The sequence below is a fragment of the Ravibacter arvi genome (genome assembly GCF_039540405.1).
GTDB classification, from domain to species: domain Bacteria; phylum Bacteroidota; class Bacteroidia; order Cytophagales; family Spirosomataceae; genus Ravibacter; species Ravibacter arvi.
The window spans coordinates 581664-602821 of the sequence record NZ_BAABEY010000036.1 but is presented as its reverse complement, the minus strand read 5'-3'; the positions used below and the strand labels follow the sequence as shown (position 1 = coordinate 602821).

13 protein-coding genes are annotated in these 21158 nt (G+C 50.8%); 6 read left to right on the top strand and 7 right to left on the bottom strand.

What is annotated here, in order from left to right:
* Positions 1-21: 21 nt before the first annotated feature.
* The 5 genes from ABD852_RS22165 to ABD852_RS22145 form a co-directional block, all read right to left on the bottom strand.
* Positions 22-3222: a SusC/RagA family TonB-linked outer membrane protein gene (locus tag ABD852_RS22165; RefSeq protein WP_345032918.1), complete on the bottom strand. Its 3201-nt coding sequence runs from the start codon at positions 3220-3222 to the stop codon at positions 22-24.
* A 15-nt stretch (positions 3223-3237) separates the two neighbouring features.
* On the bottom strand, positions 3238-3576 hold the full coding sequence (locus tag ABD852_RS22160; RefSeq protein WP_345032917.1) for a hypothetical protein: 339 nt from the start codon (positions 3574-3576) through the stop codon (positions 3238-3240).
* Positions 3577-3726: 150 nt separating this feature from the next.
* Positions 3727-4356 carry an RNA polymerase sigma factor gene (locus ABD852_RS22155; RefSeq protein ID WP_345032916.1) on the bottom strand — a complete coding sequence of 210 codons (630 nt, stop codon included), beginning with the start codon at positions 4354-4356 and terminating at the stop codon, positions 3727-3729.
* Between the two features lie 160 nt (positions 4357-4516).
* On the bottom strand, positions 4517-5245 hold the full coding sequence (locus tag ABD852_RS22150; RefSeq protein ID WP_345032915.1) for an MIP/aquaporin family protein: 729 nt from the start codon (positions 5243-5245) through the stop codon (positions 4517-4519).
* A gap of 62 nt (positions 5246-5307) precedes the next feature.
* On the bottom strand, positions 5308-6945 hold the full coding sequence (locus ABD852_RS22145) for a glycerol-3-phosphate dehydrogenase/oxidase (RefSeq protein WP_345032914.1): 1638 nt from the start codon (positions 6943-6945) through the stop codon (positions 5308-5310).
* 83 nt (positions 6946-7028) lie between these two features.
* Here ABD852_RS22145 and ABD852_RS22140 point away from each other — a divergent pair, with 83 nt between their 5' ends.
* Positions 7029-7790, top strand: a complete 762-nt coding sequence (locus ABD852_RS22140; RefSeq protein ID WP_345032913.1) for a DeoR/GlpR family DNA-binding transcription regulator — start codon at positions 7029-7031, stop codon at positions 7788-7790.
* A 4-nt stretch (positions 7791-7794) separates the two neighbouring features.
* On the opposite strand, the gene ABD852_RS22135 is transcribed toward ABD852_RS22140, so the two are convergent.
* Positions 7795-8127, bottom strand: a complete 333-nt coding sequence (locus ABD852_RS22135) for a DUF3467 domain-containing protein (RefSeq protein WP_345032912.1) — start codon at positions 8125-8127, stop codon at positions 7795-7797.
* A 258-nt stretch (positions 8128-8385) separates the two neighbouring features.
* Here ABD852_RS22135 and ABD852_RS22130 point away from each other — a divergent pair, with 258 nt between their 5' ends.
* The 5 genes from ABD852_RS22130 to ABD852_RS22110 all read left to right on the top strand — a co-directional run bounded on the left by ABD852_RS22130 (position 8386) and on the right by ABD852_RS22110 (position 16696).
* Positions 8386-8988 carry an RNA polymerase sigma-70 factor gene (locus ABD852_RS22130; protein ID WP_345032911.1) on the top strand — a complete coding sequence of 201 codons (603 nt, stop codon included), beginning with the start codon at positions 8386-8388 and terminating at the stop codon, positions 8986-8988.
* Positions 8989-9076: 88 nt separating this feature from the next.
* Positions 9077-10195 carry a FecR family protein gene (locus ABD852_RS22125; RefSeq protein WP_345032910.1) on the top strand — a complete coding sequence of 373 codons (1119 nt, stop codon included), beginning with the start codon at positions 9077-9079 and terminating at the stop codon, positions 10193-10195.
* A 220-nt stretch (positions 10196-10415) separates the two neighbouring features.
* Positions 10416-13961, top strand: a complete 3546-nt coding sequence (locus tag ABD852_RS22120) for a SusC/RagA family TonB-linked outer membrane protein (RefSeq protein ID WP_345032908.1) — start codon at positions 10416-10418, stop codon at positions 13959-13961.
* A gap of 136 nt (positions 13962-14097) precedes the next feature.
* Positions 14098-15912, top strand: a complete 1815-nt coding sequence (locus ABD852_RS22115; protein ID WP_345032906.1) for a RagB/SusD family nutrient uptake outer membrane protein — start codon at positions 14098-14100, stop codon at positions 15910-15912.
* Between the two features lie 34 nt (positions 15913-15946).
* Positions 15947-16696 carry an endonuclease/exonuclease/phosphatase family protein gene (locus ABD852_RS22110; RefSeq protein ID WP_345032904.1) on the top strand — a complete coding sequence of 250 codons (750 nt, stop codon included), beginning with the start codon at positions 15947-15949 and terminating at the stop codon, positions 16694-16696.
* 72 nt (positions 16697-16768) lie between these two features.
* On the opposite strand, the gene rpoC is transcribed toward ABD852_RS22110, so the two are convergent.
* Entirely contained in the window at positions 16769-21091 is a 4323-nt protein-coding gene (gene rpoC / locus ABD852_RS22105; protein ID WP_345032903.1) for a DNA-directed RNA polymerase subunit beta', read from the bottom strand.
* Positions 21092-21158: the final 67 nt, after the last annotated feature.

Below are 21158 nucleotides of genomic sequence, written 5' to 3'. Positions count from 1 at the left end.
CTCATGGCTAAATTTCAATGACTAAATACCAATGTTGATCCCGAACGCGTACGACTTATTGAGCGGATACATATCGCTTTTGTGACCCTCTTTTTCCGGATCCAGCCCGCGGAACTTTGTTGCGGTCCACAGGTTTTCGGCGGAAGCAAATATCCTTACCTGGTTCAGTCTCAATTTTTGAAGCAGCGTTCTCGGAACGTTGTATCCAAGTTGTACGTTTTTCAACCTCAGGTAACTCATGTCATCAAGCCAGAACCGGGTTTCTTCCCGGTTGGCATTGCCACCCAGGCGCGGCCAGGCGCCATCCCGGTTTTCCCAGCTCCACGGGTTATTCCAATGCCCCCAACCGGAAGCATAGCGCTGGGTCGCAAAGTTCACGTTGTTGTAGTTGTTCAGCCAGTAGTCCTTCCGCCCGCTTGCGCCCTGTAGCAGGATCATCAGGTCAAACCCCTTGTACGAAAAATTGGAGTTCAGCGCAAAGTTGGTAGTAGGCCTTTCCCTTTGTACTTTCGGATCAGCCACTTTGTCATTGGCATCAATACGGCCGTCGCCGTTTACGTCCTTGCGCAAGATATCACCGGGCGACGCGCCCTGCGGAGTTGCCTTGTAGATATCTTCCCATGTCTGCGCTATGCCTGCATCTTCGTAGGTATACAGGAAGCGATAAGGCATATCGAGGAACACCCACCCCTTGGCGAGAAATTCGTTCCATTTCTCCAGCCGGGTCGCATTTTTCGAAGCATTGAGCGAGAACGAGTAGCCGAAGTCCCCAATGGCATCACGCCAGGTCAGGTTAAGCTCCACGCCCTGGTTTCTCAGGTTACCAATGTTCCGGCGCGGAGCATCGTAAGCTCCGGTCAGGTGGATCGACATCTCGGAAGGGCGGTTCATACCGCTGGTAAGGCGATTGTAATAGTCGATTTCCGCAGACAGCCTGTTGTTGAAGAATCCCAGGTCCAGGCCAAGGTTAAACACCGAAGTGGTTTCCCAGGACAGGCTCTTGTTTACCATTTTCTTGTTCACAAACCCCTTGGAAATACTTCCGCCGATCATATAGTTACTCGCCGCAAGCGTTTCGCGCTGCTCGTATTCGCTTACACCGCTGTTATTCCCCAATGCCCCGTAAGAAGCCCGCAGTTTGCCATTGGTCAGGAAACGGTCGGTGAAGCCCTTAAGAAAGGACTCTTCTGTGAACCGCCAGCCTACAGCAGCCGAAGGAAAGAAGCCGAATTGATTCCCCGTCAGGAATTTTGACGACCCATCGTACCGGAAGTTTACCTCCAGCAGGTACTTGTCAAAGGCGGCATAGTTCAAACGCCCGATGTACGACCGCAATCCTTCGGCCCGGGACCGACCACTGGTAGTTTGTATATCGGTAAGCGCTGCGTCGATCTCGTGAAGTGACGGGTGCAGCCGGTCATTCCTGGAGCTGCCCTGCCAGCGTTCGTTCCAGTATTCTTCGCTGTATACAAACATCGCGCCCACTTCGTGGTGCTTCGCAATTAACCTATTGTAATTCAGCCGACCGGTCAACATGGTTTTGTAGCCGGTTTCGGTGTTGTTGGAGACGCCGGCATTTTCGCCTACGTAGATCCGGTTGGTGAAGCTCCCGGTCTGGAAATTATAGGCGCGGTTCGGCATGTTGGCATTGTACCTGAACTGGTTGAAATAGTTCAGGGAATAGTCCAACCTGGCGGTCAGGCCCGGAATAGGCGTCCAGTCCCAGAAGATGTTGGAATTGGCCTCCTGCCGGTTTAACCGCGTGAGGTTATTAACATAAACCGTATAGGGGTTGTAGGCCTGCAAGTCTTCATTATAGGCCATTACGCCGCCGAAATTACCCGTTACCGGGTCATAAGGTGTTATTCCCGCAATGGCGGCCTGCATATCAAATCCCGCGGTATTGAGCGGGTCATCGTCGGTAAAACCGTCTTCCAGCGCATAGGTCATCTTCGACCAGTTCCCCTGGAACTTCACCCCGACATTCATGGTTTTATTGATCTTGTAATCAAAGTTGAATCGGGCATTATAACGTTTGAAATCGTTATTGATTTGCAGCCCCTTTTCATCCATGGTCCCGAGGGAAATAAAGAAATTGGACTTCTCGTTGGAGCCGGAAGCCGACAGGTTATGGTTCTGTATGGACCCGTTTCTAAGGATAATGTCCCACCAATCGGTGTTCGGGTAGCGAATCGGGTCGATCATGCCCATGGCCATCCATTGGTCAATGGTACCGTCACGAAACAGCAGGTTCGAACGGAGCGTGCTTGTGAGCGCCGCCCTTTGATGGAGTGTAAGCGCCCGCGGATAGTCCGGCATGAACTCGTACATTTTGGTTGGCACCTGCACCGCGTATGAACCGGAATAGTTGATACTGGCTCTTTCCTGCCCTTTACCGGACTTGGTAGTAATCAGAATTACACCATTGGCAGCCCTAGATCCGTAGACAGAGGCCGACGTTGCGTCTTTCAGTACCGAAATACTCTCGATGTCATGCATGTTGATCCGGTTGATGTCTACATCCGGCATACCGTCCACTACCACAAGCGGGCTTGCGTTGTTCACTGTACCGAGACCGCGGATCATCAGCGTTGCGCTGTTGCGCCCGGCCATTCCGCTCGATTGCGACACGGCCATACCCGGTACCAGGCCCGAAAGGCTGGACGATACATTTGCGACAGACCTGCTGGTCAGCTTTTCATCAAAATTCACCGCTGATACGGCGCCGGTCATATTAACTTTTTTCTGGGTTCCGTAACCCACCACTACGATCTCGTCCAATGACCGGTCTTCGGCCACCAGCTTTACCGAGATATCCGTTCTGTTTCCAACGGTAATCTCCTGGGTAGCAAAACCTATAAAACTGAAAGCCAGTACAGCATTCGCGTCAGCTACAGTAATCCTGAAGTTCCCGTCATTATCGGTCGCCGTGCCGTTTGTAGTTCCCTTCTCAAGAATGCTGACGCCAGGCAGCGACTCGCCTTTGTCGTCGGTGACTTTACCCGTCACAACGACCTGCGCCGCTTCTGAAACTAAGTCTGGCCGCGGGGAACGATTGCCGTCGGCGGCGAAGGAGCCGGGCTTCAGCCCGCTCGCGCTCCCGTTTAACGAAGCAGCGCTCAAAGGCTTCGTTACCGACATTCCGCACAGCAGCGACAGTGTTACCGCACATTGATAACAGCGCCTTACCGAGCGTCTTACATGTAAAAAAAGGTGTTGCATAGGCACTCAATTAGATTAGGTTATTGATAAAATCTTTACAGCTATCCACCATTTCCGCTTTACCCATGCGGCCACATCCTTCGGGCGCAATAGTCTGTCCCTGCGGATGCGTCGCCTGAGCCTCGTCCATTCCCGTTCCAGCAGCACGACTTCCGGCGAAAATACCGGGGCTATCCTGAGCGTTTCAAACAATTCTATGGCTTGCTCCACCTCGCCACGTTTTTCCGGATAAAGCAAAAGCCAGGTTTCCCAGCGGCCTTCGGCTTCCGCCGAAGGCCGCTTTCGCCAGGCCATAAAATCCTCGTCGAGGAGAAAATCGGCGGCTTCGAATCCCAGGTATTTTTGATTGTCCAAAAATGTCAGAATAGTCCTTTACCCGGATAAAGCTGGAGAAAGCAATTAGTGACCCTCTAAAATTTATTTTTTTTAAAAGAAAATTTATTTCTCAAACCCGCCGGCACGACGACGACATGGCTTATAGCCGACCGGGAATCCCCGCGCCGGTTAAAACCAGCCTGCCAATTGATAAAACGGAACCGGTAAAAGATAAGTAAGGTCGATGTGCTTCCGGTTCAGGTAGCTCTGAAGGCTGTTAAGACCTTTATAAATTAATTTGTAAACCGCCCGGGTGGATATGTTCATAATCCCGGAAATCTGGTCGAAGTCCTGCTCCTCGTAAAAACGCAGATAAATCGCTTCTTTTTGCCGTGAAGGAATCCTGTCGAAGGCTGCCCTGATCAACCGGGCGTTCTCCGACTCGGTATGATCCCTGATCAATGCATGCTCAACCGACAGCTCGGCATGAAAATCGAGGTGGTCGTCAATATCCAGAGAAGAAATACGGCCGGCTTTTTTTAACAGGGAACGCCGGACGGCAGCAAGCAGGTAGTTCCGGATCGAGGTAGTCGGTCCCAGGAACTTTCGCCTGTCCCAAATCTGTAGAAAAAGGGCCTGGATGCTATCCTGTACTTCGGCTTCATCACCGACCAGGCGCATTCCGTATTGCTTCAATACCGGGTAGTACGTTTTAAAGATTTCTTCGAATGCCCTTTCATCTCCATTCCGAAAAGAATCCCATAAGCCATCAAACACAAGTGCGTTATTAATCAATCCTGTCTCCGCTCTTTCTTCCATTGAATTGTTGCCGCCGCAGATAAATCCGCTTCCTCAGAATACCCGAACGGGTACTATACCAGCGACAACATGATAGACGAATAATTCGGGCCATTCCTGTACAGAAACCCGGCCGGCAGGAAAAAAAGAAGTGTATGATTGACAAAAATATAAATCCGGGCTAATTCAGAAAAGCCCAGGTGCCTGCTGCAGTAATGGCACCGAGCACGGGTCCGAGCACCGGCACCCATGCATAGCCCCAGTCGTTGTCCGCCTTATCGGGGATCGGAAGCAAGGCATGGACCAACCGCGGACCCAGATCCCGGGCCGGATTAATGGCATAGCCCGTTGTTCCACCCAGGGCAAGGCCGATTACCCAGACTACGAAGGCGACCGGAATGGCGCCGAGCGAACCTAGCCCTACAACCTGGTTGGTGTCGGAAATGCTGGCATCGGTAAAACTAAAAACAGCATACAGAAGCACAAAAGTGCCGACTATTTCACTCAGCAGGTTTACGGGATAATTACGGATAGCCGGTGAAGTACAAAATACGGCCCGCTTCAAAAGACCGTCGCGGGTAACCGAAAAATGATCCCGATAAACCAGCCAGACCAAAAACGCTCCTCCCATCGCCCCTATAAATTGCGCGGCGATATAGGCGGGTACAGCGGCCCAATCAAACTTACCGGCAACAGCGAGCCCGATGCTCACCGCCGGGTTGAGATGGGCGCCGCTGTAAGGCCCGGCAACCACAACACCCACATACACAGCCAGGGCCCAGGCGGTTGTAATAACTATCCAGCCCGAATTATTCCCTTTGGTATCGTTCAATACCACGTTGGCAACTACGCCCTCACCCAACAATATCAGCAGGAAAGTACCTATAATTTCAGCTGTAAACGGAGACATTCGTAAGAGTATTAATGCAGATTGATGAAACGCACTACTAATAAGCAGAAAAACGGCTATACCTAATCATGCGGGGCAAAAGTCATTTCGGTAAGCAGGTACCCTTTTGCAATCGCAAAGAACCTGGTCAGCTCGTGCTCCTTCCAGCTATTATCTTTCCCGAGTTCCTCTGCCAATAAACCGGCGACCACGGGCGCGCAGTCTATAGCAGCCTGCGCATCCAGAAAAAGTATCCTGACCCTGCGGGCAAGCACGTCCTCGATGGTCCGGGCCATTTCGTTACGCACAGCAAGCACTACTTCGGCCTGGTTGAATTCAAAATCCGGATGCAGCTTCGTCCCGAGATCAGGGCGCGCCGCGATCAGCTCATTGATCAATACCCGGTCTGTTCCATATACATCGTCCGGCTGTGGAATCCCGCGCGACCCATCGCCTTGACCGGCGCCATGAATGAGCAGACCGGCCGACTTTGACGGAGCTGCCGGCAGCCCGGCTATTGCGATCACCTTTTCAACCGCATCTTCGCCCATTTTGCGGAAGGTAGTCCATTTGCCGCCTGTAATGGTAACCAGGCCGCTTGGCTGAACCAGGATCTTATGCGAGCGGGAAATCTCCTTGGTCCGTTCAGCGCCCGAGCCTTCCGACGCCGCCAGCGGCCTCAGGCCTGCATAGATACTCAACACATCGGCCCGCCGGGGCTGGCGAACCAGGTATTTTCCGGCGGTTTCCAGTATGTAGTCAACTTCCTCTTCCATAGGTTTGGGATCCAGGCTTACGGCACCCACCGGCAAATCGGTCGTCCCCAGAATCACCTTACTGTGCCAGGGCACTGCAAACATAACGCGGCCGTCACTGGTTTCAGGAATCATAATCGCCTCATCCGACTTCAGAAAAGACCGGTCCACCACAACATGCGCACCCTGGCTCGGCCGTACGAGAGGCGGCTTGTCCCGGTCGTCCATTTCCAGGATATCATTCACGAAAACGCCCGTTGCATTGACTACCGCTTTACTTTTGAATTCGTACTGCAGCGAGGTTTCCATGTCACGCGCCGCTACCCCGGTTACCTTGCCCGTACTGTCCTTCACCAGACCGGTTACCCCCATATAATTGAGAACGACTCCGCCGTTTTCGACCACGGTCTGCGCCACATTCAGCGCGAGCCGCGCGTCGTCAAATTGCCCGTCGTGGTACCGTATGCCATTATAAAGACCGGCTTCAACCAGGGAAGGAACCTTCCGGAGTACCTCGTCCCGGGAAACGTATTCAGACTTTCCGAATGACAGACGCCCTGCCAGCAGGTCATAGATTTTCAGCCCGATCCAATAAAACGGGCCCTTCAAAAATTCATAGTTGGGAATAATAAAAGTCTGGTTTCTCACCAGGTGCGGCGCATTCCGCAGCAAAAGTCCCCGTTCGTGGAGGGCTTCCCTTACCAGATCAACATTTCCCTGCGCCAGGTAGCGAACTCCGCCGTGCACCAGTTTGGTACTTTTGCTGGACGTGCCCTTTGCAAAATCGGCCTGCTCCAGCAGCAGCGTTTTGTACCCGCGGCTCACGGCATCAAGCGCAACGCCCAGGCCGGTAGCGCCCCCTCCTATCACGACGAGATCCCATTCTCCGGCATCGTCCAGCCGCGCCAGCAACCGCTCGCGCCGAAACTGATCATATGATCCTTTATCAGAAATGAACTGTTTCATTTTATTTCGTTATCTTGCACAAAGATATATCCTCGGTTTCATTTTAATCCGATAATTTCCGATTTATTTCACCTAATTGCCTTATGACGAGCGCCCAAAGACATAATGAAATACTGAAATTGCTGGAGGAACGGGAGAGCCTGGATGTTCCTGTGCTGGGAGAGATCTTCGGTGTATCGGCAGTTACCGTACGGAAAGACCTGCGCTTATTGGAGGAGAAAGGGTTACTCTTCCGGACCCATGGCGGGGCTTCACGGCAGAACCCTTACATCCGGGACCGCAATGTCGGGGAAAAAGAACTGTTATATCCTGAGGAAAAAGCGCGGATAGCGGCGGCAGCAGCAAAGTACGTAACGCCGAATGACTCCGTTATCCTGGCTTCGGGAACCACTTTACAGGCCCTCGCCCGGGAATTGGTCACCAGACACGCTTTCACGGCCATCACCTCATCTATATACGTCGCACATTCTTTGATTCAGAACCCCCTTATAGAGGTTATTCAACTCGGCGGGAGCATTCGCCATTCGGCAGGTTCGGTCAGTGGGTTCTCTGCTGAAGGGTTTCTTGAAAACGTAGTATGCAGCAAGCTTTTCCTCGGAGCGGACGGAATTGACCTCACACATGGCCTGACTACTACCGACATTTCCGAGGCCAGGCTCAATCAGAAGATGATCCGGGCCTCGGAATCGGTAATCGTCCTGGCCGATTCTTCCAAATTTTCAAAGCATGGATTCGGCAAAATATGCGGTTTCGAAGCGGTTTCCCGTATTATCACAAATGACCGGATACCGGCAAAAATTGCCAAACAACTCGAAGATATGGGCGTGGCAGTCGAAATAGTGTAGGCAATCAGGCTTCGCCGCCCGGACCGCCAAAATTCATCGGAAAATTAAAATTCGTTGCTTCCTCCTCACTCCGGTTCTGAATCGGGCCATAGGCATCTTCGTACTTCCGGATATTATCCTTCAAAGCAGCCAGCAGTCTTTTCGCATGTTCCGGTGTTACGATCACACGGGCCTTTACCTTAGCCTTGGGTACCCCCGGCAACATACGGATAAAATCAAGCACAAACTCGCTGTTGGAATGGGCAATCATCGCCAGGTTGGAGTAAACTCCTTCAGCCATGTCTTCCGATAGCTCTACATTAATTTGTTGATCGTTTTGCGCGTTTTCCTGTGTCATAAAACACTCTCTTAATTTAAAATAACAGTATTGCCCTTTTTTTCAGGAAACAAATATAGAACATAAGGCAGTAAAATATTTGTCCATTTAATAATTACGCCCTATCGCCCCAACTGCAAAAAACTGGCCTGGGACACCCGGTAACAGGCCCGGAAGAGAAGCCGTCAAACAGAGCACCCTCCCTGCGGGATAATATTTTGCCGGATAGGAAGTTTGTGTTTTTTATCAGATTTTAGTGCGAAGATCCAACATTTCCAGATGCCTTTTGAAAATCGACTGCACCAGGTAAAAGATTCGGACGAACAACATATTCGTCTCGTACGCCTGCTCGCAGTCGGCAACGAGGAAGCCTTTCGGGAAATCTACGACCTTTTTTGGGACAAGCTTTTGAAGTTTGTTTTTTCAAAAATTAATTGCCGGGAAAGTGCGGAGGAAATTGTCCAGGAAATCTTTCTGGATCTTTGGGAAAAGCGGGAAACCCGGCAGATCCGGCACCTGAGCGGCTACCTTTTCCGGCTGGCGCGGAACAAAGCCCTCGACACCATCAGGGCGCAGATCGTAAGGGACCAGCACCGGGAATATTTCTGCCGCCAGAACAGTAACAAAGATTCCGGGACAGAAGCTTCCCTGGCCTTCCAGGATTTATCTGACGCCATCCAGATGTCACTGGCCCACATGCCCGAAAAAACCAGGGAGATATTCCGCATGAACAGGTTCGAGTTCCTGACGGTCCGGGAAATTTCTTCACATCTGCAGCTGTCCGAACGTACGGTAGAATATCACATCGCCTATGCGCTCCGGACCTTACGGCTTTACCTCAAAGATTTCCTCCCGTCCGTGATCCTGCTTCTTATGACCTAGGGAAGCATTTGGTACATAACCAAGTTAGTAATCGAATTTCCGCGAAATTGTTATAACCTTTCCAATAAACTTCAATTTCCTTTGCGGGTTGGACTGTTCTCAAACGACTTCCATCCGAAAACCTGTCAACATCGTCGCCGAGCCTTCTGCAATGGACTTACGAAGTATTTCGCAACTGATTGAAAAGTACAGAGCGGGCAAATGCACGCCTGAAGAAAAGGAAATACTGCTTTACTGGTTCAACACCATCGACCACGAGCCGGCAAATAACGATGTTGATCTGTCAGATCCTTCGATAAAAAAGCGCATTTGGGAAGCTGTCCTCAGTCAGCGACAAAATATTCCGGAAAAGAAGCCGCTTATACCAGTAGCCGGGTGGTGGCAAGCGACCCGGTTAAGGCTGGCCGCCGCCGCCATTCTTCTTTTGTTAGCCATAGGCGGCTACTTCTCGAGCCGACAGATTTTTGAACAACCTCCTGTCCGGGCGCTTTCCGAAGCCGACCAGTCAGGATGGCTCACGTTCAGGAATAATGAAACACAACCGCTAACCCTGACGCTGAAAGACAGCAGCACCGTCACACTGGAACCCGGAAGTCTCCTGGCCTACCCCTCATCTTTTGATTCCGCGCAGCGCCTGGTACGCCTGGAGGGAACGGGCACTTTCGACATCATGCCAGACCCCGGTCGTCCCTTCCTTGTCTATAGCAAAAATATACGCACAAAAGTGCTTGGCACCAGCTTTACAATTACAAGCGGGGCTGACGGATCTATAGAAGTTGCCGTCCACAGTGGAAAAGTTGCCGTAGAAAAAACGGCCGGCCGTACCCGAACCCGGCCGGAAAAAGTGGTGCTCACCCCAAACAGAAAAGTCGTTTTCCGCGAACCAAGTGAATCCTTTGTGGTCGGGCTGGTAGACCAGCCCCAAATGCTCGCCCCGTCGTCAGGGGCCCATCAGAAAGAAGGGACATTTACATTTGACGAAACGCGACTGGCAGAGGTGCTCGAAAAAATTGGTAATGCTTACGGCGTCACCATTCACCTGGGAAACCCGCAAATCGCAGATTGTCCTGTGACGGCCAACCTGAACGATGATAATTTTTATACGAAACTTGAGGTAATAGCAGCCATCCTTAATCTCACCATGGAAGTGCGGGGTGACCAGGTATATCTCAAAGGAGACGGATGTAAAAGCATTCTTTTATACTAATCTAAATTTCATGCGTATGATCCAACTGACTACTACTTTACACTCCGGAAAAGAACCATAGAGGTGACCCGGCAACCGGCCCTCTCCCGCACTCAAAGATCTGCTTCGCTCTTTCCGCCCTTCCGGGCCGGCAGCATCGTATTTGTTAAAACTATCATAATCTGATATGACAAAACCAATCAAAAAAACAGACGTATTTGCAATACCAATCGGTAAGGTTATGAGAATATCGTTATTATATCTATTCGCTATTATTGTCAGCTCTTCCGCCATGTATGCGCATGTTTCGGGAGCCCAGGAACTGTTGTCAAAAAAAATCACTTTTTCTGCGGAAAATACCGAAATAAAAAAAATCCTGCACCGGATGGAAACACAAAGCGGTATTCCGTTTGTGTACAGCTCAAAGATGCTGCCCGTAACCCGTAAGGTTTCAGTACTGTTCGAAGGGAAAACAATAGCAGAAGCGCTCGACGAATTGTTCCTCCCCGACCGCGTCAGTTACAGTGTAATAAACGGCAAAATCGCAATACGTATACAAAGTACGTTACCAGGCTCCGGCGATCTGCTCTTCCCCGGTACCCAGGCAGCGGAGGCCATACAGCTGGCAACTGAACGAACTGTGAATGGTACCGTACTGGATGAAAAAGGAGAAGGATTACCCGGCGTAAATATCCTTTTGAAAGGTACCTCACGCGGAACCATTACCAATTCCGAAGGCGTATTCATGATCCAGGTCCCCGACGAGAATGCTATACTTGTAGTTTCTTTTGTCGGCTACCAGTCTCAGGAGATTACGGTCGGATCAACGTCAAACCTTAAGGTATCACTGAAAGTAGACGATAAGTCACTGGAGGAAATAGTGGTGGTCGGTTACGGAACACAGAAGAAAGTCAACCTGACAGGGGCCGTTGAGGCAGTAGGAAAAGAGGTTTTCGAAAACAGGTCTATTGCCAACACCACGCAAGCCCTGCAGGGCGCCGTACCCAACCTGAATCTTTTCCTGGAAGACGGCAAGCCCACCCGCTCGGCGTCTTTCAACGTCCGGGGCAGAACCTCTATTGGTCAGGGCGGAAGCGCACTGGTCCTGATCGACGGGGTGGAAGGCGACCCCTCCTTTTTAAATCCCAATGATATCGAAAGCGTCAGTGTGTTGAAAGATGCGGCTTCCGCAGCTATTTATGGTGCCCGGGGTTCTTTCGGCGTAGTACTCATTACCACCAGGCGCGCCACAAAGGGAAAAACTACCGTCAATTACTCCACCAATTTCTCGAGCCAGTCGCTGGCAAAGCGGCCGGAATTTGTGACCGATGCGGTCACGTGGCTGGAGCATTTCCGGGAATCCTATTACAATACACAGGGAACTTTGCCCACTTCAATCAACAACAACACACAGTTTTACAGTGACGACTGGCTCGAACGCCTGAGAGCCTGGAAAGCATCGGGCGCGGCTCCCAAAACGGAAATACTGCCGAACGGTGACTACGAGTATTATGACAATTTTGACTGGATGAACAAGCTTTTCAAAAAGCGCTCACTCAATCAGGATCATAATCTGAGTATTTCCGGTGGAAACGATAAGTCCGATTTCCTTTTATCCGGTCGTTTCTACAATTTCGGAGGAATATACAATTTCGATCCCGACACCTACCGGTCGTATAATCTCCGGGCAAAAGGTTCGCTGAAAGCTTACAATTGGCTGACGCTGACCAACAACATGGAGTTTTCCAATAACAATTACCACATGCCTTATTCGGCTTTAGGCCGCAGTGCCAATATTCAGCGCTACATTGAAGTTTCGGCCTTCCCGACATTGCCCATGTATAACCCCGACGGCACCTACACCCGCGGTGGCGCTTCGTCGCTGGCGGCCTTCATAGAAGGGAATAACTACCAGGACACCAAACAAAACCTGTTTAGGAATACCGCCGGTTTCAACACCAGTTTCTTTGAAAACACGTTTCGTATCAATGGTGACTTTACCTACCGATACAATGACCGTGACTATTTCTGGAAGCGGGTGAAAGTCCCCTATTATCAGAATTCAAAAGCAGAAGCTCCTTCTTATGCCGGAGATTTGAACGGCATAATTTATGAGTCGACAGGGCGAACTTTGTACACCGCTTCTAACCTGTATGCTGAATTCGAAAAAACACTCGATCAAAAGCATTTTTTGAAAGCGATGGGAGGCTGGAATTACGAAACTTCGGACTACAAGTCCAATAGCATCGAACGTAACCAGCTGCTTCTCGAAAGTGCGGAAAGTGTGCAGCTCGCGACCGGTGCCTCTATTATCCCCGGCGCGATTGTCACCCGGTGGAAGACCGCCGGTGCTTTTTTCCGCCTCAACTATGGCTTTAAAGAACGTTACCTGCTGGAAATTAACGGGCGTTACGATGGCTCTACCCGCTTTCCGGTAGATCAGCAATGGGGCTTCTTCCCGTCGGTTTCCGGCGCCTGGAGAATAACCGAAGAATCTTTCTGGAAGGTAAACCGCAACCTCGTTTCCGATCTCAAGTTCCGGGCTTCCTATGGCTCGCTGGGCAACGGGAACATCTCGCCTTACCAGTTTCTGGAATTATTAAGTGTAGGCAACTCAGGGCGCGTGCTTGACAATGCCCTGAACAAAAGTACCAGCGTACCGGCTCCAATCCCTTCCGGCCTTACCTGGGAAAGAGCCACAACCGCAAACTTCGGGCTCGATCTCGGCATGTTCCGTAACAGACTGACGCTAAACGGCGACTACTATGTACGTAAAACCACAAATATGTACGTTGCCGGGCCTACATTACCCGATATTTTCGGAGCAACCTCTCCCAAAGGCAACTATGCGGATATGACCACGAAAGGATTTGAACTGTCGCTCAACTGGCAGGACAAATTCACCCTGGATTCGAAACCCTTTAAATATCATGTTCGCGCCGCTCTTTTCGACTACGTTTCGAAGATTGATAAATATTACAACCCGGATAAACGATTTACCGACTATTACGACGGCAAGGTGATCGGTGAGCTCTGGGGCTTCCGTACCGACGGGCTGTTCCAGGAAGACCCGACCCCTGATTCCTATATCAACACCATCTTTAAGTCGTCGGCCGATGCAGTCTGGCGCGCTGGGGACGTAAAGATCCGCAACCTGGACGGTAGCGCGGACAACATGATTACCAAGGGTGCGCAAACACTAAGCAACCCGGGTGACATGACCATTATAGGCAACACAGAGCCCCGCTACCAGTATAGTTTTACACTGGGCGGCGATTGGAACGGGTTCTTCTTTTCCGCATTTTTACATGGGATAGGCCGACAGCACTGGTACCCGGGAACAGAAAGCGCCTTCTGGGGACAGTACAACCGGGGCTACAATCAAATGCCTGCATGGCACCTGGGCAACTATTGGACTGAAAACAACCGGGACGCGTATTTACCGCGCTATGCGCAGTACAACGGCGCGCTCGGCTACACCAACTACGTGCCCAACGACCGCTATCTTCAAAGAGTTTCCTTTTTGAGGCTGAAAAACCTTCAGCTGGGATATTCACTGCCTGCATCGTGGATATCGGGAATCGGATTGAAAAATGCCAGGATTTATTTCAGCGGTGAAAATCTGGCCAGCTGGTCGCCCCTGTATAAATGGACAAAAGACTTTATGGATGTGTCTTCGACAGTCGGAAATACGGACTCAGACCTTAATAAAGATTATAACCAGGGGGCCGGGAACAGCTATCCCATCCTGAAAACCTATTCAATGGGGATTTCACTTACTTTCTGAGTTGTGAGGTTTGAGTTGTGAGGTTTGAGCTGGGAGGTTTGAGGTTGAAGTTGTTCAACTTCTCAGCCGACAAAAAATTAAGTATTGTGTTTCCGGGAGAAGATCGGGACACATTATCACATCAATTTTTATGAAGATGAAAAAATACATTGGCTATATAGTACTTCTGATTGCGCTACCCTACGGGTGTACCATGGATGAGCCCGTTGTCACTTCTACCGACAAAAAAGCTATTTTCAGTTCCGAAGAAGGGCTGAAAGCTTACTCCATGTCCTTCTACGACATATTTCCTGACGCCACAGAACAGGCAATTGTAGAGCAATCATTGGTTGATTACGGCGCTACCAATACCCTTGCCGGGTTCACGCTCATCAACTCTTTCAGCGAAAACAACTCCAGTGGCTGGAATGTGAATGAATGGTCTCCGCTCAGAAACCTGAACTATTTCATTTTAAACAACACGGATCCCGCCATTTCAGAAAAAGTAAGAAACGACTACACCGGCCTGGCCCGTTTTTTCCGTGCCTGGTTTTACTACGAAAAAGTGCGTCGTTTCGGAGATGTCCCCTGGATAGATCATCCGCTGGATCCCAGCGAAAAAGATCTTCTGTATGGCGCCCGCGATTCGCGTGAACTCGTCATGGAAAAAGTATATGAAGACCTGATGTTTGCCGGTGAGCACATCGTGCGGGCGTCGGATGCCGCTCAAAGTACCCTGGTAACCAAATGGGCCGCTTATGCATTAGCATCGCGTGTCGCATTGTTCGAAGGGACTTTCCGGAAATACCATAACCTCAGTCTCGCTACTTCGGCAGACACCTGGCTGAAACGCGCAGAGGAAGCCGCCGGTAAAGTCATGAAAGAATCAGGCAAGCGCCTGCATAGCAATTACCGCGGACTGTTCACCAGTGACGTCCCCCCCGTTTCCGAAACATTGCTGGCAATTGCTGCCAATGCTTCGCTTGGTGTGAAGCACAGTGCCAACTGGCGCTGGACTTCGGAAACATATGGTTCGGGAATAAACCTGATACGACCGTTCGTTTGTACCTACCTCCAGAAAGACGGTACGCCCTACACAAACCGTACCAACTGGCAGTATGAAGATTTCTATGAAGAATTTCAGAACAGGGACGAACGATTGAAGTCGTCACTCCGCTACCCGGGCTATATACGGGAAGGAAATATTGCTTTGCCGGTATTCAGCGGATATGCCCGGCTAGGCTATCAACCAATTAAATTGTCGGTAGACGCTACCATCGGAGACAGCCGGACAGAGAGCACACATGCCATACAACTGATCAGGTTGGGGGAGGTACTGCTTAATTATGCAGAGGCCAAAGCCGAGCAGGGAACGCTTACGGACCAGGATTGGGCAGCAACCATTGGCGCACTCAGGGCGCGGGCCGGAATCACGGGCGGAATCGTGTCCAAGCCTTTGGTCGTCGACAACTATTTGAAGGAATACTATTTCCCGGATGTCACCGACCCCGTCATCCTTGAAATCCGTCGTGAGCGGGCCATTGAATTGCTGTTTGAAGGATTCCGCTTCGACGATCTCCGGCGCTGGAAACGCGGTGATCTTTTCAAAAAAAGCTGGACAGGTATGTATATCCCGGGTATTAACCAGCCGCTGGATGTCGATCATAACGGGACCCACGATGTAATATACTACACGGATGACGCGGGTCTTGCAGCTGCGGTTGCAACTTCAAATAATGCAAGCCCGTACAAGGTAAAGGTGAGTACCAATCCTGCGGCGGAAATCATTCAGGTCCATCCTGCCGGAGATAAAAAGGGATACTATCTCGCCTGGTATACCAACAATGATTCGAAAAAGGTGTGGGGTCCTAAGCAATACCTGTACCCCATCCCCATTGGTGCTATCAACCTGAACCCGCAACTTATTCAAAATCCCGGGTGGGAAAATGGCGCAACCAATAACGGGAACTAAGGGATAGAAAATGAGAATATTACAACCGTATTTGATGATAGCTGTGTTCTGCCTGTCATTTTCGGGAGGGTGGTCGCAGCAGCTGCAGGTGATGTCTTACAATATACACCACGGCGCAGACAAACATGAGCGAAGTTCATTGGATTCTATGGGCCACTTCATTAACAGCAGGAAGCCCGATATAGTGGGGTTGCAGGAAGTGGACAGCTTGTGTGAGCGGTCCGGGAAAACAGACCAGATGAAAAGACTCGCTGAGCTCACGGGTATGCATTATGCCTTTATCCGGCACTTTCCGTACCAGGGCGGCGCCTACGGTTTAGGGATACTTTCAAAATACCCGATATTAAAAACGGAAAGCAAAAAGCTGCAGCTCTTAAAGGAAGGCCCGAACGGGAAATCGGTCTCGATGTTGTTCGCCACGGTTGAATTACCCGGCGAAAAGAAAATCCTTTTTGTAACGGCGCATTATTCCGCGTTCGACAAAGCTACCCGGCAGTCGCAGGTCAAAGAAACGCTTCAATATCTTTCCGACGTCCGGTTGCCGGTCATATTTACCGGAGATCTGAATGCAACGCCTGATACGGATGAAATACAGCAATTGCAGCAGCATCTGCAGTCCGTAAACACCTCCCTAACACCGACCTTCCCCGATACGCTGCCTGCAAAAACAATAGATTATATCCTGGTTAGCCCCGCTGCGTTGCAACAGGTAAAAAGTGTTTCGGCGCCCGCGGTGCATTACTCGGACCACCGGCCCTTAACGGCGCTGATTGACCTGAAATAATCCGGTTATAAATTTAAAGCCGGCCCTCTTGCGAGAGCCGGCTTTAAATTTTATTTCAAAACTGCGGTGCTTCTACACAGTTTCTTTCTTCTTGCGGGAAGATTTCTCTTTTGACTCCTGCAGGTTTTCGTACTCTTCTTTTGAGCCTACGATCAGCTCGGTGTATTTACGCATACCGGTACCGGCCGAGATCAGGTGACCTACGATCACGTTCTCTTTCAGACCCAGCAGGTCGTCACGCTTGCCACGAACAGCGGCTTCGCTCAACACCTTGGTAGTTTCCTGGAAGGAAGCTGCCGACATAACGCTCTCGGTACCCAATGAAGCCTGGGTAATACCCATCAGCGTGGGGCGGGCAACTGCAGGCTGGGCGTCTCTTGCCTTCACGATCTTCAGATCGCGACGTTTCAGGCTTGAGTTTTCGTCTCTCAGCTTGCGAAGGTTGAGGATCATACCCGGGCGAAGACTTTCGGAATCCCCGGCATCTTCCACCACTTTCAGATCGAAAACCTTATCGTTCTCCTCGCGGAACACCCAACGGTCAACCGGCTGCATTTCCAGGAAGTTGGTATCACCAGCGTCGATAATCTCAACTTTCTGCATCATCTGGCGAACGATACATTCAATATGTTTGTCGTTGATCTTCACACCCTGCAGACGGTATACCTCCTGAATTTCATTCACCAGGTATTCCTGAACCGCGGTAGGCCCTTTGATAGAAAGGATATCGGCCGGCGTAATGGCACCGTCTGACAACGGATCTCCCGCTTTCACAAAGTCGCCATCCTGAACCAGGATATGCTTCGACAAAGGTACCAGGTACCTGCGCTGCGTACCGTCTTTCGACTCGATCAGGATCTCACGGTTACCGCGTTTCACGCCACCATACGATACCACGCCGTCGATTTCGGTGACAGTCGCCGGGTTCGACGGGTTACGCGCTTCGAAAAGCTCGGTAACCCTCGGAAGACCTCCGGTGATATCCCTTGTCTTACCAACTACCCGCGGGATTTTCGCCAGCGGCTGTCCGGCTTTCACCTTGCTGCCATTTTTGATAACAAGACGAGCGCCTACCGGCAGGTTATAAGACTTGCCTGTCTGCTCTTTCAGAAGCGGGCTCTTTCCTTTAACCGCTACGGCAGGGTTTTTCGTTTTATCCCGGGTTTCGATAATTACCGCCTCCTGGAAGCCGGTTTGCTCATCAAACTCCTCGCGATAAGTAATTCCTTCTTCGATGGCTTCGAAAGAAACATCCCCGTCAAATTCAGAAAGAATCACCGCGTTATAAGGATCCCAGGTACAAAGCTCCTGCCCTTTCGTAACCATTTGCCCGTCTTTCACCGCCAGGACAGCGCCATAAGGCACGTTGTTGGCGATCAACAGCTGCTTGGTTTCGGGGTGAAGAATCCTTACCTCGCCCGAACGGCCCATTACGATAACGACTTCCTCTCCCTCTGCGTTGGTAGATTTTACCAAACGAAGGTCTTCGAAGTGAATCAACCCGTCGAATTTCGCCTTAATGTTGGCTTCTACTGCAATGTTAGAAGCAGTACCCCCTACGTGGAAGGTACGAAGCGTCAGCTGTGTACCCGGTTCACCAATAGACTGCGAAGCGATTACGCCGACTGCCTCTCCGATGTCAACCATCCTGGCAGTTGCCATGCTCCGGCCGTAACATTTGGAGCAAACCCCGTTACGCGTTTCGCAGGTAAGTACTGAACGGATTTCAACGGTGTCGATGCTTGTTTCATCAATCGTAGCCGCAATTTCTTCCGTAATTTCTCCACCGCTCTCTACGATCAGCTCATTGGTAAGCGGATCAAAAATATCGTGCACGCTCACACGTCCCAGAATCCTTTCAGACAAAGGCTCCACGATGTCCTCGTTGTCCTTAAGCGCCGAAATCTGGATACCTCTGAGTGTCTGGCAATCTTCCTCGTTTACTACCACATCCTGGGCAACGTCGTGGAGACGACGGGTCAGGTAACCTGCATCGGCCGTTTTCAAAGCCGTATCAGCAAGACCTTTCCGGGCGCCGTGGGTAGAGATAAAGTACTCCAATACGTCCAAACCTTCCTTAAAGTTTGAAAGAATCGGGTTTTCGATGATTTCACCAACACCGCCGCCGATGTTCTTCTGAGGTTTGGCCATAAGCCCCCTCATTCCACCCAACTGACGGATCTGCTCGCGAGAACCCCGTGCTCCGGAGTGCATCATCATATAAATGGAGTTAAAGCCGCCCTGGTCACTTTCCAGCTGTTTCATCAGCGTTTCGGTGATGCGTGAGTTAACCCGTGTCCAGATATCGATCACCTGGTTGTAACGTTCGTTTTCGGTGATGAGACCCATGAGGTAGTTGCTCCATACCACGTCCACATCGCCTTTTGCTTCGGCAATCAGCTTTTCTTTCTCTGCCGGGATCATCACATCTCCAAGCCCGATCGACAAACCGCCGCGGAAGGCCATCTGGAAACCAAGTTCCTTGATCTCGTCAAGGAATTGAGCTGTACGCGCACCGCCGGCCAGTTTAAATACGTGCCCGATGATTTGCTGAAGCTTTTTCTTGGTCAGCAGCTCGTTGATATAACCTACCTCCTTCGGCACAGCCTGGTTAAACAGGATCCGGCCGGCAACGGTTTCGATCAGTTTGGTTTCAAACGTACCGTCTTCGTTCCGGACTTCCGCCCGGACTTTGATGTGCGCATGTTTGGAAACTTTACCTTCGTTGATCGCAATAATTACCTCTTCCCCGCTATAGAAGGTGTGCCCTTCTCCCGCAACCGGCATTTCAGGCGAACCTTTTCTGCCCTTGGTCACGTAGTACAGCCCGAGCACCATGTCCTGCGAAGGAACGGTAATGGGCGCTCCGTTGGCCGGGTTGAGAATATTGTGAGAAGACAGCATCAAAAGAGAAGCTTCCAGGATGGCTTCCTGACCAAGCGGCACGTGCACCGCCATCTGGTCACCGTCAAAGTCAGCGTTGAACGCGGTACAAACCAACGGGTGAAGCTGGATCGCTTTTCCTTCAATCAGCTTGGGCTGGAATGCCTGGATACCCAAACGGTGAAGTGTAGGAGCCCGGTTAAGCAATACCGGGTGGCCTTTCAACACATTTTCAAGAATATCCCAGATGACAGGATCCTTGCGGTCTACAATCTTCTTCGCCGATTTAACGGTTTTAACGATACCCCTTTCAATAAGTTTGCGGATAATGAACGGCTTGAACAGCTCGGCCGCCATATCTTTCGGGAACCCGCACTCATGCAATTTGAGCTCAGGACCCACGACGATAACAGAACGACCTGAATAGTCAACCCGCTTACCCAACAGGTTTTGACGGAAACGTCCCTGCTTACCTTTCAGCATATCCGAAAGCGATTTCAGGGCACGGTTACCTTCTGAACGCACTGCATTGACTTTGCGGCTGTTATCGAACAGCGAGTCAACTGCTTCCTGGAGCATCCGCTTTTCGTTCCGGAGAATCACTTCAGGCGCCTTGATTTCGATCAGGCGCTTCAGACGGTTGTTCCTGATAATTACCCGACGGTAAAGGTCGTTAAGATCGGATGTTGCAAAACGTCCGCCGTCCAAAGGCACCAACGGGCGCAATTCAGGCGGAATTACCGGCACCATCTTGATCACCATCCATTCAGGACGGTTTTCAATACGGGTATTGGCGTCGCGGAAAGCCTCTACTACTTTCAGACGCTTCAGCGCATCGGCCTTCCGTTGCTGCGAAGTGTCAGTAGCTGCCTGGTGGCGCAGGTCGTAAGACAACTGGTCGAGCTGCGTACGTCCCAACAACATTTCCAATGCCTCGGCGCCCATCTTGGCAATAAATTTATTCGGATCAACATCCGGCAACAATTGGTTGTCGCGCGGAAGTTTATCGAGAATCTCGAGGTACTCATCCTCAGTCAGGAAATCAAGCTGCTTCACCCCGTCTTCCTCTTTCACGCCCGGCTGGATGACCACATACCGTTCGTAATAGATGATCTGGTCAAGCTTTTTGGTTGACATTCCCAAAAGATAGCCGATTTTGTTCGGAAGACTTCTGAAATACCAGATATGAGCTACGGGTACCACCAATTCGATGTGTCCCATACGCTCCCGGCGCACCTTTTTCTCGGTGACCTCAACCCCGCAGCGGTCGCAAATAATGCCTTTGTAGCGGATACGTTTGTATTTACCACAGTGACATTCCCAATCCTTCACGGGACCAAAAATCCGCTCGCAAAACAAACCGCCCATTTCGGGTTTGTAAGTACGGTAGTTAATGGTTTCCGGTTGGGTTACTTCGCCATATGAACTTTCCAGGATCGATTCCGGCGACGCCAGACTGATGGTGATACTGGAGAAGTCATTATTTAGCTTTTTATTCTTTTTAAAAGACATATCCTTTTGAATTGTTGCGAAAAGAATGTTTACCCGGGTGCCCCTGCCGGCCGGCGCTTTCCAGCGG

What these genes read in the sequence shown, in the direction of transcription:
- ABD852_RS22165 (WP_345032918.1), bottom strand. Translation starts at nt 3,222, where the DNA reads ATGCAACACCTTTTTTTACATGTAAGACGCTCGGTAAGGCGCTGTTAT.
- ABD852_RS22155 (WP_345032916.1), bottom strand. Translation starts at nt 4,356, where the DNA reads ATGGAAGAAAGAGCGGAGACAGGATTGATTAATAACGCACTTGTGTTT.
- ABD852_RS22150 (WP_345032915.1), bottom strand. Translation starts at nt 5,245, where the DNA reads ATGTCTCCGTTTACAGCTGAAATTATAGGTACTTTCCTGCTGATATTG.
- ABD852_RS22145 (WP_345032914.1), bottom strand. Translation starts at nt 6,945, where the DNA reads ATGAAACAGTTCATTTCTGATAAAGGATCATATGATCAGTTTCGGCGC.
- ABD852_RS22140 (WP_345032913.1), top strand. Translation starts at nt 7,029, where the DNA reads ATGACGAGCGCCCAAAGACATAATGAAATACTGAAATTGCTGGAGGAA.
- ABD852_RS22135 (WP_345032912.1), bottom strand. Translation starts at nt 8,127, where the DNA reads ATGACACAGGAAAACGCGCAAAACGATCAACAAATTAATGTAGAGCTA.
- ABD852_RS22130 (WP_345032911.1), top strand. Translation starts at nt 8,386, where the DNA reads ATGCCTTTTGAAAATCGACTGCACCAGGTAAAAGATTCGGACGAACAA.
- ABD852_RS22120 (WP_345032908.1), top strand. Translation starts at nt 10,416, where the DNA reads ATGAGAATATCGTTATTATATCTATTCGCTATTATTGTCAGCTCTTCC.
- ABD852_RS22115 (WP_345032906.1), top strand. Translation starts at nt 14,098, where the DNA reads ATGAAAAAATACATTGGCTATATAGTACTTCTGATTGCGCTACCCTAC.
- ABD852_RS22110 (WP_345032904.1), top strand. Translation starts at nt 15,947, where the DNA reads ATGATAGCTGTGTTCTGCCTGTCATTTTCGGGAGGGTGGTCGCAGCAG.
- rpoC (WP_345032903.1), bottom strand. Translation starts at nt 21,091, where the DNA reads ATGTCTTTTAAAAAGAATAAAAAGCTAAATAATGACTTCTCCAGTATC.